Here is a 15,478-nt window from a genome sequence, read left to right as displayed (position 1 = left end):
TAATTTAAGGAAAAAAGCCGGCAGGCCAAATGCCAGAACTTTAACGCCGTGCATTTGTTATCCACTACATATACTACCACTATGCAAAGGAATCCGCAATGGCCCGTTATATCGTTCGACGCCTGGAAAGACACGCTCGCTACAGTACATCTGTGGACACAGATTGCCGGAAAGATCCGCCTCCGCAAAATGCCCTGGCTGAATCACTCCTGGCATGTTACGCTCTATGTAACACCAGATGGATTGAGCACGGGTACCGTACCTTATCAGCACGGCATCTTCCAGATAGATTTTAATTTCATGCAGCATCAGCTGATCATTTTCGCCAGCACCGGCAAAAAAGAAACAGTTGAACTACGGCCCAGAACCGTAGCCAGCTTCTACCAGGAACTGTTTGAAAAACTGGCCGCCCTGGATATTGATGTATCTATTTATACCACGCCCAGCGAAATTCCGGATGCCATCCCTTTCGAAAAAGATGAAGTGCATCAATCCTACGACCGGCAAAAAATGGAAGATTTCTGGCAGGCGCTGGTGAAGATCCATAATGTATTTACCCGTTTCCGCACGCGGTTTACCGGCAAATGCAGCCCTGTACATTTCTTCTGGGGAGCATTCGATCTGGCCGTCACCCGCTTCTCCGGCCGTGATGCTCCACCACATCAGGGACAGGCGCCCAATCTGCCGGCAGCCGTTATGCAGGAAGCTTATTCGAAAGAAGTAAGCTCTGTAGGTTTCTGGCCCGGCAGCGAGCAATATCCCCATGCAGTTTTTTATGCGTATTGCTATCCCGTTACACCCGATTTTGCCACCCAGCCGGTGCAACCTGCCGCCGCCTTTTACAGCACCGACATGGGAGAATTTATGCTACCATATGATGCGGTACAACAGGCAGACAACCCGGAAGAAATGCTGCTGGCGTTTATGCAATCGACCTACGAAGCAGCCGCCAATACCGGCCACTGGGACCGTAAAGCGCTGGAATGTGATTTATCGCATTTTGAAACCGCCTACGGGTGTTATAAATAATTTATTGTAGCTTTAGCTATATGCCTGTTACCCATACCCATCGCGATCCTTACCTGATTGTTGCCGCAGCAGAAGAAGGCAGAAGAACCTGGCTGCAACGGAACTTCCTTCGTCAGGTAAATATCAATCCAATTGTGCGTTACGCGGAAGCCCGGTCTGATATCAACGGTGAAGTAGCCGTTGAAAGACATCCACTTTTTAAATGGCTGCCCTACATTTTTCTGCTCCTCACCGTAACTGGTTCAGGCATATTGATCTTCAATTTTTACCATCATTACCTTTTTTCAGAGTTAATGGCTATACCAACCGGACTACTTTTTATCATAGCGATAGCATACTCCATCAATATGATCCGGGATAAGGGTATTACAATGATCATCAACAAGACAGGCATTGATATTGACGATAGCTATTTCTCCTGGCAGGAGATACAGGCAGCTTTCATTGTAGAGCGGCCACGGGGAAATAAACGTGGTTATATCACCTACCTGGTATTTGTGATGCAGGACAACAGCCTGGAGTATTTCGACCTGACAGGCTTTCCGCTATGGAGCAATAACTTCAAAATACTATGTACCGCTATCCATAAATTTCATCCTGCCGTTTAACTTTTTTTCATTTTTTCTGAAAAAAATTTGGTGAAATGTTTTCACTGCTTATCTTTGCAACCCCTGACACGATATCAGTTGCCCAGATGGCGAAATTGGTAGACGCACTGTGTTCAGGTCGCAGCGCCTGCAAGGGTGTGCTGGTTCGAATCCAGTTCTGGGCACGAAAAAAGGACAAACGCAGGTTTGTCCTTTTTTTATTTTCGGAAAGATTTTATGCTGTCATAGGGCTAGCTTAGCAGCATTACCTTCTTTTCTACTATGTTTTGTTGTTCATGTCAGCGCTTCATTTCCGGTAGCAAATTGGTGGTAATACCGTAAAGTTGTTGGACATTTCCTTCGTCAAAGGCTTTTTTGTCAACCTGTTTTCTTTCCGTTGTGTATAAGAAGTTAACGGAAGGATTGGATGTTATTAATAATGATTTCCGCCAAATTATACCACTCTCCTAATCTTAATCATGTCAAGCACTACGTCAATATCATCCGAGGATTCGAAAGCAATGAAATATCAGATTTTTATACGTAGTACAGTACTTTTAACTCCTGAAAATCATCCAAACCATGAATTTAACAACACTTGAAACAGATATCGGGAAAGCTACGCTGAAATTACTGGAAATGGCAAGGGATTCGACATGGAATAATATCTCAGACAATTGCAAATTCATTCTAACAGAAGTTAAAAATAGCCAGGATAGCTTTCATGAACAACGAAAGCTGAATAAAAAAGTCAATGACAAGAAAGTTCCTGTGACACTTACTGAACTTATGCCAACCCTGGAAAACCTTTATGATGATTTTTACGATATCAACCTGCATATTTACAAGGCAACAAAAACAGTGACAGTAATCGACTTTCGTTACTATACAAAGTCATTTCATGATAAGGAGTACCAGGACAAAATTTCACATGACCCACCTATGCTCCATAGCAAAATTGCGATAGCACCATGGGTATCCGACAAAAAAGAAAAGTTTGACATTAACTGGCAACATTACAAAGGATTGAATAGATTAAGACTAATCTGGATGAAATTAAAACCGAAATCCTGGAAATGACTAAACGCCGTAGTTACAGATATCAGCCTTATCTCTCTCCAGCCAGATAAACAGTGTCCTCTACCGCCTCCAGCCATACCGTTGGCCCTTTCTCCCGCCCTGTAACGGCCACCTGGCTGAAAGCACTATCAGCACTGGCACCGTGCCAGTGTGCAACATTTGGCGGACACTTTATATAATCACCTTTACGCAATATCACCTTGCGCTGCCCCTTTTCCTGGTAGTATCCTTTACCTCCGGTTACCAACAGGATCTGCCCACCCGGATGCAGGTGCCATCTGGATCTCGCACCTGCTTCAAAAGTTACATTGCCTACATCGGTAGCGTTTATACTATCTGCGGCAATCATCGGGTATAAGTAAACAGTACCCGTAAAATTACTATTGGTAATTTTGGCGCCTTTGGGGAACACGCCTTCACTATTCTGACTCCCAGCAGCGGGCTTCTTACTTTGTCCATGGCAGATACCAATGCACAGGCAAGGTGTCATTAAAAATGAAAAGGCTATTTTAAACATCATCTTCCTTATTTCAAATGTTTGTTAAAGAATTCGCTCAATCTTGCAACTGCCTGAGATACATATGCCGGTCTGTCATACAAATCAATATGTGATGCGCCTGTAACCTCAAAGAGTTCTTTCGGTCCTCCTGCACTGGCGTAAGCCTTATCACTAAAATAACGTGAATCCGCATTTTTACCTGCAATCAGCAGCAAAGGACGGGGAGCAATCATCTCCACGTGATCCAATGCCGTGAAGTTCATCAGCTTATCCAGACTGGTAAACACATATTTATTCTGAGAATTGGGATGTTGTCCCCGGGGTGTTCTGTAATAGTCGTAGCCTTCTTTATACATACCTGTTGCACCTGCCGGTATTTCGTCCGGTGTATTAAACACATAGTTCACATACCTGATTGGCTCGCCGTTGGCTTCCCTGGTACGTTGTTGGGCTACGGCATCCAGCCGTTGCTGCATCTGTGGCTTCAGTACACCAGCTAACCCTTCGCGGCGAAGCTGCCCCAGATCAACCATACTTACAGTGGCTACCGCTTTCAGACGATGTTCTGTTTCAGCGGCTTTAATGGCAAATCCGCCACCGGCGCAAATACCAAGCACGCCTATACGTTCCGGATCAACTGATGTATGGATACTCAGGTAGTCTGTTGCTGCGCGGAAGTCTTCCACACGAATGGCCGGATCTTCCAAAAATCTTGGTTCTCCACCACTTTCTCCCTGATAGGAAGCATCGAATGCCAGCGTTATAAATCCCTTTTCTGACAACTGCTGCGCATAAATACCAGCTGTTTGCTCTTTCACACCACCTGCCGGATGACCGATCAATATAGCCGGATACTTTCTCCCCTTCTCAAAACCCGCCGGATAAAACACGTTAGCCACTATCGCAATCTTCCGGTTAGGAAAAGTAACCTTTTCTACAGTGACCCCGTTTACTGTCGCCATTAAACGCGTACCTCCGCTTTTAAACATACTATCCAGGTTTCCCGTCACCGCATTCCCTTGCTGCCAACCCACCTTTACAGCAATCAAAAAAGCAATCCGACGTAGTTGCGCCTCCGTTAGCCCTACATTTTTCCCAACGTTCAGGTGGGACCTCAATTGTCCCTCCACTCCGGTCATACTGGCCAGTGCAGCAATGGTAGCGATCTCCCGGGTCTGATAATCCAGCACGTCCCTGCTGAACACATCTGCAAATAAATGCTCCTTTAAAAATGTATCTATAACAGGAGCAAACCGCTGGGGCGCGCCTGTGGCAGTGCTACCAGTCAACTTCGTCTGTACATCTTTGCCATATTGAAACTTTGATGAGTCAAACACCACTGCGGATGCGGCCTTTCCTTCACGATCATTTATTCCTTTGGACTTACGTTCTTTAATGATATTTTCCAGTGTAGCAATAGCATTCAAGCTTCTGGGGAATCCGGCATAGGCATACAATTGAATCATTACCTCCTTTATTTCATTTACACTTAAACCAGCATCCAATCCCTGCACAACAGCAGTTTTTACCACTTCCTGTTCTCCCAGTGCCATCTGCGATGCAATAAATACTATACTTTCCTGCCTTGCGTCAAGTACTTTCTCCTGTCCGTAAACCGTCGCGCAATGCCCGGAAATAAGTACCAACAACATAGTTATGATCTTCTTCTCAAATATTTTCATCCTCATATCTCTTTATCAAATTAGTTTATACAATCAGTTTATCAAACCGGGATACTACTTATCCAGTCCTTTTTCGTGCAGCCATGCCGACAAAACATCTGCTATCTGCACGTTATTCAAATCAGCAAACGGGAAATGCGTATTTCCTTTTATCCCTATCTCCGGAAAATGTACTACCCTGGCGTCACCGCCATGTTTGTTAACAGTGGCAGCCCAGATCTTCGCCATTTCAAGCCCCGAACGCCAGTGATCTTTATTCCACACAGTAGTGGGTGTTGCTGCAATGTTATCTCCGTAGTAAATTACGATCGGTATCCTGGTTAGCTTATTGAAATCTTCAGACGAAATTTCAATTCCCTTTAACTCGCCAAAAAGACCGCTAGAGGTAACAGGTGGCGGCAATTCTCCTTTCGGAAAAACGAAACCACTGTACGGCTCGTAGGCAACAATAGCTTTCACCTTTTCATTTTTGATAGCCGTTAGCCATCCAGGACCACCGGCCTGCGAATGGGTGACCAGCGTACCGTCTCCGATTTTATTAAATAAAGCGGCAACAGCATCTGAAACGACGCCGGCATCAAAAGCACCGGTATTAGGTGTCATTTGCCGATAGAACTGTTCCAGGGAAGCAGTATCCTTTGGGAATTGCACACCCGAAAAATAGGCCGGATAATTGCCTATCCTGAATTGCGTAAACCAGAACTGCTCATCGGCAGTAGGTGTAATCGTTGCAGCAACTGTGCTTTTACCAGCTTCGCCACGCCGGGGCTGATCCAGTAAATAAACACCAAAGCCACGCCTTAAAAAAAATGTTCTGAAAACCTTCCCTTCCGTCGGGTGTAGTTTCCCAGGTTCTTTTGGACTGTCCTGCACCGTGTAAAAAAACAAGTGGATACCGATGGGCTTTCACCGGCACCTGGTAAAAAGCATATACATGATCACCGTGAAAGGTCTGTCCATCGGGCTTTAAAGCGTTACTCAAATCAAAATTACCGGGTTGTGTAATACGGATACCACCAACGGAAAAGCTACCCTGCGCAGCAATCACCAGGGGCTTTTGCGCCCTGACGGCTGTTCCGGCCAGTGTAATTAATGCGACAGTTAGCAGAAAGCGTACAGATTTTATAGGCATGATGTTTATATCTAATTATTTTTGTTGCGGGATCTGATCGGTCGTTCTAACAGGTCTGAGAAGTTTTGAAAAAGTAAGTGACCCCATCTTCCACCTGTCATTTTCCTTTACGTACACTTCGGTCACCATAAAAGGATTCACAACCTCATTGCCACCAACGACTGCCACCAGGTCAATATCGTTCAATAAGATGGCGGTATTAGCGAAAAAATTCACGGACACGGAATAAACACTGGTTTTCTTATACCAGATATTGCCGCTTTTTATAACATTGAGTTCCTGTGCCTTCCCCCAACTTCCTCCCATATGAACAAATACAGATTTATCGTCAAACAGTACACCTAAAGAATCGATATTTTTAACTGCCATCCAATCCCACTTCTTTTTAGAAAGATCAAAGATGTCCTGTTCTGCTTTTGTATATGTAGAAGTGGTGGTTTGTGCATGGCACAGTTGCACACCGGAGATGAGGATGAATAATCCCATAATCGCTTTTACCATAAATATTCAGTTGGTGAATTTATATACCTGGAAGATGTTTTACCGCCCTACCCTTTGTTGCAAATCAGCCGGATAGCGGTCCCCCTGGACTTTTATGGCTGAAACAGCAGTATGAATCCGGTTCAATTCATCAACAGTCAGATCCAGATCAACGCTACCCAGGTTTTCTTTCAGTCGGTGCAACTTGGTAGTGCCGGGAATAGGAACGATCCAGGGTTTTTGAGCGAGTAGCCACGCCAACGCTATCTGCGCAGGTGTAGCTGCTTTATCGGCCGCAATTTTCCCGATAAGGTCTACCAGCGATTGGTTTGCCTTCCTGTTTTCTTCCGAAAAACGTGGCACCTTATTCCTGAAGTCCGTTTTATCAAAAGAAGTGTGCGCATCAATTTTGCCGGTGAGAAAACCCTTGCCCAGCGGGCTGAATGGCACAAATCCTATTCCGAGTTCTTCCAGTACTGGCAGTATATCATTTTCCGGTTCACGCCACCACAACGAATACTCGCTCTGAAGTGCGGCTACCGGCTGTACTGCATGTGCCTTCCGGATGGAAGCAACGCCCGCTTCAGACAAGCCAAAATGCTTTACCTTCCCTTCTGCAATCAAATCTTTCACCGTACCGGCTACATCTTCCATCGGTACAGCAGGATCTACACGATGCTGATAAAACAGGTCTATATGGTCTGTACGCAAACGTTTCAACGACTCTTCGGCTACCTGCCTGATGCGCTCAGGACGGCTATCCAGGCCTGCGGTAGCATCCCCATTCTTAAATCCAAATTTGGTAGCTATTACTACCTGGTGGCGGAATGGAGCGAGCGCCTCCCCCAGCAACGCTTCGTTTGCAAAAGGTCCGTATGCCTCCGCAGTATCAAAAAAAGTTACGCCATCGTCGAAAGCGGTTTGAATCAACCTGATAGCCTCCATATTATTGGTGGCCGGGCCATAACCAAAACTCAAACCCATACATCCCAAACCTAATGCGGATACTTCTAATCCGCCGGTTCCCAATAATCTTTTTTTCATGTATGATCGTTTACAGGTTAATGATTTAATTCCCACAAATATCCGATCTTAAAAAACCGGTATTGGTAGATATATTCCTGCTTTTACTACCAATATTCCTGATTGCCCGTTATGACAACATACAGGCGCCGAATTATACCTATTTTCGCAGCAGCAAACAGCAGTTTATGGAAAGAGTATTTCACTTCAAAACAATCGCTGAATACAATGTGTTCAATAATCATGAAACACATCATCCATTGGTCAGCATATTGGATTTTTCAAAAGCAAAAAAGCGTACCGGGTCAAAGATGTATTTTGACTTGTACTGCATTTTTTTAAAAGATGTGAAATGTGGAGATCTGAAATATGGCCGTCAATACTACGACTACCAGGAAGGCACACTTGTATTCATCTCCCCGGGGCAAATGATTGACGTAGAAAACAAAACAGATGCTTATCAGCCCATAGGCCATGGACTCGTATTTCATCCTGACATGCTGCTGGGAACAAGTTTGGGGAAGGCTATCGGAGAGCATAATTTCTTCAACTACCATTCAAACGAGGCGCTTCACCTGTCTACAAAAGAGCGACAGCTGGTGCTGGATCTTTTTTCAAAGATAGATACAGAATTACAACAGCCCCTCGACAAACACAGTAAGAAGGTAATTGCATCCAGTATTGAATTATTTTTCAACTATTGCGATCGGTTTTACGACCGCCAGTTTATTAGCAGGGAAACAGTAAACAAAGGGGTAATTGACAAATTTGATGAACTGCTGACCGATTACTTTGCGTCTGAAAAACCCTACTCCATTGGCTTTCCATCTGTTGCTTATTTTGCGGAGCAACTTCATTTCTCAGCAAAATATTTTGGCGACCTGGTCAAAAAAGAAACAGGTACAAGCGCCCAGGAATTAATGCATAACAAAATCATTGAAATAGCAAAGAACAAGATATACGACAGCACAAAAACGGTAGCTGAAATAGCATACGAATTGGGATTCAAATATCCCCAACATTTCAATCGCCTGTTCAAACAACGCGTTGGCATGACGCCGAATGAATTCAGGACGATGAACTGAGTCATCTGTAACTAACGGAATACTTTCTGATAGGACGGCATCCCCCTCATTTTCCGGAAAAAAGGGACAACGCTGGTCTGAATCGCATACCGGAACAGAAATAAAGCCTGCCTGCATTTGTTTTTACTAAACATGGTCAACATTATCTTCAAAGCATTGCGCTGATGCATCCATTCTGTATTAAATAAGGTAGCCTGACCTATTTTGGCGAATCGGGCAAACATCTGTTTTTCATAGCAGGCAATAGCTTGCCTGGAATCACTAAATGCCGGATTGGTAATCGCTTCGCTAAGCTGCAGCGCATCCAGCATCGCCATATTCACACCTTCCCCTGCAAAAGGCGGCATCCAATGAGCAGCATCACCCAATAACGTAATATCTGGTTTAGTCTCCCATTTCTGATCCAGGGGCATGCAATATTGTGGTCGCGGAATGAAAATGGTGTCCGGACTTTCGAAAAGCTCCCACCAAACCGGGCTCCATGTTGAAAATTCCTTTTTGAACCAGGCAAGCACCTGGCGATGATCTTTAAAATCAATTCCACTCTCTTTTGCCCAGTGTTCATTGGATTTAAAACTGGCTGCAAAGCCAAAACTCCCATCACCTTTTGAACTGACAATCAGTGTCTTTTCCTTCCCATAACCAAATAGCTTTCCCCCCTTTAATAATTCGTGGATGACAGGCGCCGTTTTCGCGCTATTTTTCAGTGAACCTTCCAGCATCGTAATTCCTGTCCAGTAAGGTTTAATTGCTGTAACAAAGGGCCGGATCCTGGAATTGGCGCCATCTGCACCAACAATCAAATCTGCAGTAGCCGTATTTCCATTTTGAAAAACCAGCTTCCATGTGTTCTGTATTTTTTCAATCGACAGCATATGACTATCCCACACAACCGTATCTGGCTCCAGTGAATTCAAAAGAATTTGTCTTAATGGTCCCCGGTCAATCTCCGGCCGGTGGCTGCTATCTCCAAAATCATCCTTTTTGCCTTCCTGATGTTCATCCAGATGGATTTGCAACTGATCGTCCACCACCCGCAGCAATCCGGCTTCCGGCCGGTAGTGTGCCTTGAATTCATCCAATAATCCCGCTTTCGTCAGTGCTGCCAGACCTGATGCCGTATGCAGGTCCAATGCGCCGCCCTGCACCCTCACCTCCTGATTGATATCCCGCTCATATACTTTCACATGGGCGCCCTTTAACTGTAAAAGTCTTGCTAAAGTCAGGCCTCCAGGGCCACCGCCTATAATAGCGATCTTTTTATCCTTCATCTTCATGACCGCAAAGCTATTGCTGCGACAAGTCAGATAATAGTATAAATCGGCCGTTTTGATTTTTAGCTAATTCTTTCGGGACTACCCCGGAAAACCTTTTGATTTCCTTAATAAAATGGGTTTGGTCAGCAAAATTCAATTCAGGGAAAAGCCGCCCCTCTTTAATCTGCTGTAGAGATGCTTTGAACCGGAAAATATTGCAATAAGCTTTTAAAGAAATACCAAACTGTTCATTAAAATACCGGTTGATCTGCCTTCGGCTCCAGGCTACCCGATCAGACAATTCCTCTACAGTCATTGTACCATTGGAGGCATAAATCAATGCAAATAATTCCTGTTTCCGGTTGTCGATACCCGGTTTGATCAGGCTAGTCATGGTACCGGAAATTTTTGCGCAAAAAGCATCAAAGTCTTCAAGATCGGCGGGGCCTATATTCCAAAAGCCATCTGGTAAAAGCTGTCCCTGGTTTAGTGCGGCTGCCATTTTAATATCGAGTAAATATTCTACGGCGAGTAGTTTAAAACTAACAGCAAACATCACCCTGTGCCCCGGAATGCTTGTCTGTTCAGGATGCGTATCCAGCCCTCTGAGTGTAGCACGGAAAGAGCCGTTGATGTCAGCAGAAAAAATAATATCGAACCGGCCATCGGGTAATACAATAATTTCCTTTTCCCCTGTCGCATCATTCCGGATCATCCAAAAGCTTTCAACAAAATCGGCAAGGCCTTTAGCTGGTTGTGTGCTTTTTAGCTCCATTGAATTAGCTTTGATGCTAAATTAGCAACAAGCAGTTTATTTTCACGTGGTAACACTATAATATTACAGGAAGGTTACATCGAAAGAAACCGGGAAAACAACATCGCATTGTCCACACTCTCCTGGTAAGAAGTGGGCTTGGTGAGAAAAGAGTGCGCTCCTAACTCCAGGCATTGCTCTTTTTCAAATGGGTTAATAGAAGTCGAATAAATAATGACCGGAATATTCCGGAAGCGTGCATCGCCTTTTATGCCTCTTAAAGTATCCGTACCACCCAGTCGGGGCATATTTATATCCAGGATGATCAATCCCGGAATATTATTCCCGATGAAATCCTTGTCCAGCATTTCAAGTGCCTGTTCTCCATCCTCAGCAAAATATAATGCTTTACTTTTCTCGATGGCTTCCATCGAGAAAAATAGAATATCCCGGTCTTCGGGATCATCATCGATCATGAGTATTTTCATGCTGAACAGTTTTTATTACCATGCCATGGAAGGTAGAGACACATAAAAGGTAGCGCCGGTGCCTTCATTACCCGAAGCCCGGATACGACCATTATGAAGTTCCACGATCTTACGACAAATCGCTAATCCCAGTCCGGTACCTTCATAAGTTTCTCTGCTATGCAGTCTTTTGAAAAGCGCGAAGATCTGAGGCAGGTATTTCTCATCAAAACCAATACCGTTATCTTTAAATATAATTTCCACTTCTCCGGGGCCATTTTCTGTGCTGATTAGAATCTCTGGCGGAGATAACTCCCGCGTAAATTTGAGAGAATTGCTGATCAGATTGCTGAATAGTTGCCGCATCATGATGGCATCTCCATAAATTACCGGCAGGTCAACAGCATTTATTACTGCATTTTTCCGGGAGATGACCATCTCCAGATCCTGCAAAACTTCGCTCAGGATCACATTTAAATCGACCTGCTGATAGTTTGCGGCCGCTTTATTGATCAGTGAAATAGATAGCAGATCCTGGATCAGGTTCTTCATCCGTTCTGAGGAGGAATGAATATTAGACAAAAATTGTGCGCGCTTGGAATCTATTTCCGGCGTATTATTTAAAAGGTAATTGCTGTAAAATAAAATTTTCCTCACTGGCTCCTGTAAATCGTGAGAGGCAATGTAGGCGAACTGCTGTAATTCAAGATTACTACGGTTTAACTCGATATTCGAATTTTCTAGTGTCTGCTGATTTTCCTTCAGCTCCTGCTGGATCTGTTTTAGTTCAATATTATCCTTTAGTGTTTGTTCATATACTTTCTGCGAATGAATATCCACAATGAATCCAATTCTATATTCCTGTTCCTGGTGGGCAGATACCGCACCATTAATGGAAACCTGGTGCCACTTATATTCCTCGGTACCCTGGCTCCGTAACCTGAGTTGTGCCTGCAAGGAGCTGGCTCCTTTAATAAGTTCACTTTTGAGCAACAGTGAAAATGAGGTATAATCATCCGGATGAATGATGGATGTCCATTTACTTTCATTTATTTCCGCGATGCTGCTGCCGGTGTAAATGGCCAGCCATTCATTGGCAAACAGCAGGTTGCCCTGGTCGTCCATCGTGAATATCATCAGTGGAAGCGAGTTGGTCAGCATCTTGTACTGTTCCTCACTTTTGCGCAGTTTATCGGAAAGTTCGTGCAGTTGCTCATTTTTCCTTTTAATTTCTTCATAGGGAGATACCGGTGGCTCATTACGCAAGATGGTCCGCCATTCGTCGATCTTTAGCAGATCAACCTGTTGCTGAGGAATCAAAAAGAATAATTCAATGGAAACCTCATTCCCTTTTGTGGAGATATAATATTTCGTAACCAGTTTCTTGGCATAGGCCAATCCCTGGCTGGCCTTATCAATATTGGAAGTATTATGCCGGAGCAGCGCCACCAGGTAGGTTACTCTTTGAACAACCTGTACACCTAAAATGAGCCGGGTGGAAGTATTCCCATCGACTGTATTCCTGGATACTTCAGAAACAGCGGTAGCAAAGGTGGTTTGCGCAGGAAGCGACAACCCGGCGATTTCTGCCAGCTTCATGGTCCGCTTATGCGCCAGGATTAAATCCATCTCATTTTCGAGGGTAACACTACCTATTTCCTGCATGATATTAATTTATTCTGCAAATGGCGACTGACATGTCATCTGTATTCCTGGAAAATTCCTTTATGATTGTATTAGCGGCTATGGTAAGATCGTATCTTAATATGCCCGGGTGTTTAACCAGATCCCACCTGGATTTAATTCCATCACTACATAAAACAATATGCTGTCCGTTCTCATGTGGGATTTCCTGCACATTAAGCGAGTTGGGTACGTTCAATCCAATAATGCCATTATAAGGCATATAAGTTTTATTACTGGTATTGCCGATAATTTTAGTATTGATATTTCCCACTCCACAAATGCGCCAGACTTTTTGCTCCCGGTCAAATACCGCTACTGTGCCAACAAGTCCACGGGTTCTTTTGACCTCCGTATTGATATATCGTATGATCTCTTTCGGGGAACTCTCCGTACAGGATTCAAAGGCTTGTCCGGCGGCCACCACTGCCTTGTTGGCTTCTATACCATGCCCAAGACCATCCCCCAGAAACAACCGGATAAATTTGGGGCTGATATCATAATAGAATCCATCGCCGCAAATATCCAGGCCAGGTTTGGGAATAAGAATGGCTTTTATTTCAGCCACTTCCGGTTTGGTGTAATCAGGCGGAGGTGTTTTATAGATCCGGCAAAGTATCATCGTACCCGTTTCCTTCCGGGTATATACATGGAAGTCGTGAGCCAAACGCTTCATCGCTCCCAGTCCTTGTCCCAGGGTCTTTTTTGTTGAAATCCCATCGGTTAACATCCGGTTCAGATCTGGTATTCCGGGGCCGTCATCCGCACAGATAACTTCCATACATTCCCCATGTACACCCGTAGTAATGCTGGCTAAAATTTCTCCCCCCTTTGCATGTTTGCTCAGATTACTGGCCATCTCCGCCACCACTATATCGATTTCTCCCATCCTGGTATCACTGAAATTGGCCCTCCTGGCCAACGCATGAATTTCTTTTTTCAGAATGGCATAATAACTCCGGTCGTTAGCCTTGAATCTCAGGTGTATATTTTTATCCATTCTTCCACTTAATTATAGTAACGGTTGTTCCTTCCCCAGGAATACTTTTTATATCAAATTCACTCACCAGCCGTTTTGCGCCTGGTAACCCAACACCCAGGCTTTTACCTGTTGAAAAACCATCCTGCATCGCCTGTTTAATATCCTTAATGCCGGGTCCTTTATCCTGAAATACCACCCGGATGCCATTCTCACGTCCTTTACTGAGTACTTCAATGGTAGTAACACCGCCACCTGCATACTTCAGCATATTCCTCACCAACTCACTCGCCGCAGTGATTAACTTCGTCTGATTCAAGATGCTCATTCCTATCTTAACTGCATGCTCCTTTACGCGGTTCCGAAAAGGAACTACATCCTGTTCCTTTTCTATGGTCATGATATCTTTATTCAGAGTTATTTTCATAATCGGCTTCGTCTAGGGTATCTTCGTCAAAAGAAATTTTTTCATGCAACAGCTCCATTCCTTTTTCAACGTTCAGTGCAGTGTGAACGCCTTTTAACTCCAAACCAAGTTCAATCAACGTAATCGCCACTGCAGGCTGCATACCCACCACAACTGCCTCTGCATCCATGATCTTAGACATGGTGCCTATGTTACCCAGGATCCTGCCCATAAAGGAATCTACGATCGATAGCGCCGAAATGTCTATTAACACACCCCTGGCGCCGGTTTTGTTCACCATATTTACCAGATCGGATTCCAGATTGGTGGCAAGACGGTCATATAAGTCTATCTGTATGGTGACCAGTAAAAATTTCCCCATACGGAGAATAGGTATTCTATCCATAGCCTGTTAAATAGATTTTTCTCTCTGAACTCTTTTTACTTCCAGTTTAAGCATCGTAAAGGCATGACGTAACGCGCTGGCGAGTGTAGCCTTTGTAACAATACTGGAAAGATCAATACCCAGGTGAACTACTGTCTGTGCAATTTCAGGACGTATGCCACTAATGATACACTCTGCCCCCATTAAACGGGTAGCGGCCACTGTCTTAATCAGATGCTGTGCTACCAGCGAGTCTACTGCCGGAACCCCGGAAATATCCAGTATAGCAATGGTACTTCCGCTCACCACTATTTCCTGCAACAGGTTTTCCATCACTACCTGTGTGCGTGAACTGTCGAGCGTACCAATGATAGGCAGCGCCAGAATACCATCCCATACCCGGATAACAGGCGTCGAGATTTCCGTAATTTCATCGGTCTGACGTAAAATCACTTCTTCCCGACCTTTGATGAAAGTGTCAAAAGTATCGATAGCAAGATGATCCATCAGTTTATTCATCCTGAAGGTTACCTCAATCATGCCTGGAAGATCGCTTTTCATTTCCCCCTGGATAGCCTGTAAAAATGCTTCCTTCAATCCAAATACATAAAGCCCCGTTTCCGTAGGGGTGTAACCGTTCTTTGCCCGGAAAACGGAGATGCCGGCCAGGATTTCACGCACCGGCTCGAATGCCTGGGAATAAACATCCGAAAGATTATCATTATTGATGGTCTTCAACAAAACATCCAATAACTCATCAGATTGCGAACGCAGCTCTTCATTGCTCATCAACTCATCTCTCAGATTACTGTCTGCAAGCTGGGCAGCCACCCAGTTTTCAAATATTTGTTTCTTTTTTCTTTGAAGCAATTTAGCAATGTCTGTTTTCATTAGATTTAATTATTAGCGCTTGTGGATATAAAGGAATGGGTGATTTATCAGTGTACTCCT

General features: G+C 44.4%; 17 protein-coding genes and 1 tRNA gene. 5 read left to right on the top strand and 13 right to left on the bottom strand.

The features are described 5' to 3' along the window. The first annotated feature begins 81 nt into the window (after window positions 1–81). From BMW79_RS12150 to BMW79_RS12135, 4 genes are all read left to right on the top strand, one after another. The gene (locus tag BMW79_RS12150; RefSeq protein WP_089895038.1) at window positions 82–1,029 is read left to right on the top strand and encodes a DUF5996 family protein; all 948 of its coding nucleotides are present in this window, start codon (window positions 82–84) and stop codon (window positions 1,027–1,029) included. A 20-nt stretch (window positions 1,030–1,049) separates the two neighbouring features. Continuing rightward, complete coding sequence (locus tag BMW79_RS12145; RefSeq protein WP_089895036.1) at window positions 1,050–1,637, top strand: hypothetical protein; 588 nt, start codon at window positions 1,050–1,052, stop codon at window positions 1,635–1,637. An 80-nt stretch (window positions 1,638–1,717) separates the two neighbouring features. Beyond that, window positions 1,718–1,801: transfer RNA gene (locus tag BMW79_RS12140), tRNA-Leu, on the top strand. A gap of 397 nt (window positions 1,802–2,198) precedes the next feature. Further along, entirely contained in the window at window positions 2,199–2,696 is a 498-nt protein-coding gene (locus BMW79_RS12135; RefSeq protein WP_089895033.1) for a hypothetical protein, read from the top strand. A 28-nt stretch (window positions 2,697–2,724) separates the two neighbouring features. Here BMW79_RS12135 and BMW79_RS12130 read toward each other — a convergent pair whose 3' ends face one another. From BMW79_RS12130 to BMW79_RS12110, 5 genes are all read right to left on the bottom strand, one after another. Next, window positions 2,725–3,216: a cupin domain-containing protein gene (locus BMW79_RS12130; protein WP_245752468.1), complete on the bottom strand. Its 492-nt coding sequence runs from the start codon at window positions 3,214–3,216 to the stop codon at window positions 2,725–2,727. Between the two features lie 5 nt (window positions 3,217–3,221). Continuing rightward, entirely contained in the window at window positions 3,222–4,883 is a 1,662-nt protein-coding gene (locus tag BMW79_RS12125; protein ID WP_089895031.1) for an alpha/beta fold hydrolase, read from the bottom strand. Between the two features lie 48 nt (window positions 4,884–4,931). After that, window positions 4,932–5,765 (bottom strand): alpha/beta hydrolase, encoded by an 834-nt coding sequence (locus BMW79_RS12120; RefSeq protein ID WP_218150304.1) that lies wholly within the window; start codon window positions 5,763–5,765, stop codon window positions 4,932–4,934. A gap of 259 nt (window positions 5,766–6,024) precedes the next feature. Then, entirely contained in the window at window positions 6,025–6,510 is a 486-nt protein-coding gene (locus BMW79_RS12115) for a nuclear transport factor 2 family protein (RefSeq protein ID WP_089895029.1), read from the bottom strand. Window positions 6,511–6,549: 39 nt separating this feature from the next. Then, window positions 6,550–7,533: an aldo/keto reductase gene (locus tag BMW79_RS12110; protein ID WP_089895027.1), complete on the bottom strand. Its 984-nt coding sequence runs from the start codon at window positions 7,531–7,533 to the stop codon at window positions 6,550–6,552. A gap of 62 nt (window positions 7,534–7,595) precedes the next feature. Here BMW79_RS12110 and BMW79_RS12105 point away from each other — a divergent pair, with 62 nt between their 5' ends. Continuing rightward, window positions 7,596–8,597, top strand: a complete 1,002-nt coding sequence (locus BMW79_RS12105) for a helix-turn-helix domain-containing protein (protein WP_317042881.1) — start codon at window positions 7,596–7,598, stop codon at window positions 8,595–8,597. Between the two features lie 11 nt (window positions 8,598–8,608). Here the strand turns inward: BMW79_RS12105 and BMW79_RS12100 are convergent, their stop codons facing one another. The 8 genes from BMW79_RS12100 to BMW79_RS12065 form a co-directional block, all read right to left on the bottom strand. Continuing rightward, window positions 8,609–9,874, bottom strand: a complete 1,266-nt coding sequence (locus BMW79_RS12100; protein ID WP_089895025.1) for an FAD-dependent oxidoreductase — start codon at window positions 9,872–9,874, stop codon at window positions 8,609–8,611. Between the two features lie 10 nt (window positions 9,875–9,884). Then, window positions 9,885–10,628 (bottom strand): helix-turn-helix domain-containing protein, encoded by a 744-nt coding sequence (locus BMW79_RS12095; protein ID WP_089895023.1) that lies wholly within the window; start codon window positions 10,626–10,628, stop codon window positions 9,885–9,887. A 74-nt stretch (window positions 10,629–10,702) separates the two neighbouring features. After that, a complete protein-coding gene (locus BMW79_RS12090; RefSeq protein WP_089895021.1) occupies window positions 10,703–11,095 on the bottom strand; it encodes a response regulator in 393 nt (130 codons plus the stop codon). 15 nt (window positions 11,096–11,110) lie between these two features. Beyond that, window positions 11,111–12,739: a sensor histidine kinase gene (locus BMW79_RS12085; RefSeq protein ID WP_089895019.1), complete on the bottom strand. Its 1,629-nt coding sequence runs from the start codon at window positions 12,737–12,739 to the stop codon at window positions 11,111–11,113. Window positions 12,740–12,743: 4 nt separating this feature from the next. After that, complete coding sequence (locus BMW79_RS12080; protein WP_089895017.1) at window positions 12,744–13,757, bottom strand: ATP-binding protein; 1,014 nt, start codon at window positions 13,755–13,757, stop codon at window positions 12,744–12,746. Beyond that, on the bottom strand, window positions 13,750–14,163 hold the full coding sequence (locus BMW79_RS12075; RefSeq protein ID WP_177192137.1) for an anti-sigma regulatory factor: 414 nt from the start codon (window positions 14,161–14,163) through the stop codon (window positions 13,750–13,752). The genes BMW79_RS12080 and BMW79_RS12075 overlap by 8 nt, the downstream gene beginning before the upstream one ends. Further along, window positions 14,144–14,548, bottom strand: a complete 405-nt coding sequence (locus BMW79_RS12070; protein ID WP_089895015.1) for an STAS domain-containing protein — start codon at window positions 14,546–14,548, stop codon at window positions 14,144–14,146. Before BMW79_RS12070 ends, BMW79_RS12075 begins: the two co-directional genes overlap by 20 nt. A 6-nt stretch (window positions 14,549–14,554) precedes the next feature. Continuing rightward, a complete protein-coding gene (locus BMW79_RS12065) occupies window positions 14,555–15,418 on the bottom strand; it encodes an STAS domain-containing protein (RefSeq protein ID WP_089895013.1) in 864 nt (287 codons plus the stop codon). Window positions 15,419–15,478: the final 60 nt, after the last annotated feature.

The sequence above is a fragment of the Chitinophaga arvensicola genome (assembly GCF_900110835.1).
In the GTDB taxonomy this organism is placed as follows: domain Bacteria; phylum Bacteroidota; class Bacteroidia; order Chitinophagales; family Chitinophagaceae; genus Chitinophaga; species Chitinophaga arvensicola.
Note: the sequence above shows the minus strand (reverse complement) of the source record. Positions and strands in the feature narration are given on the sequence as shown.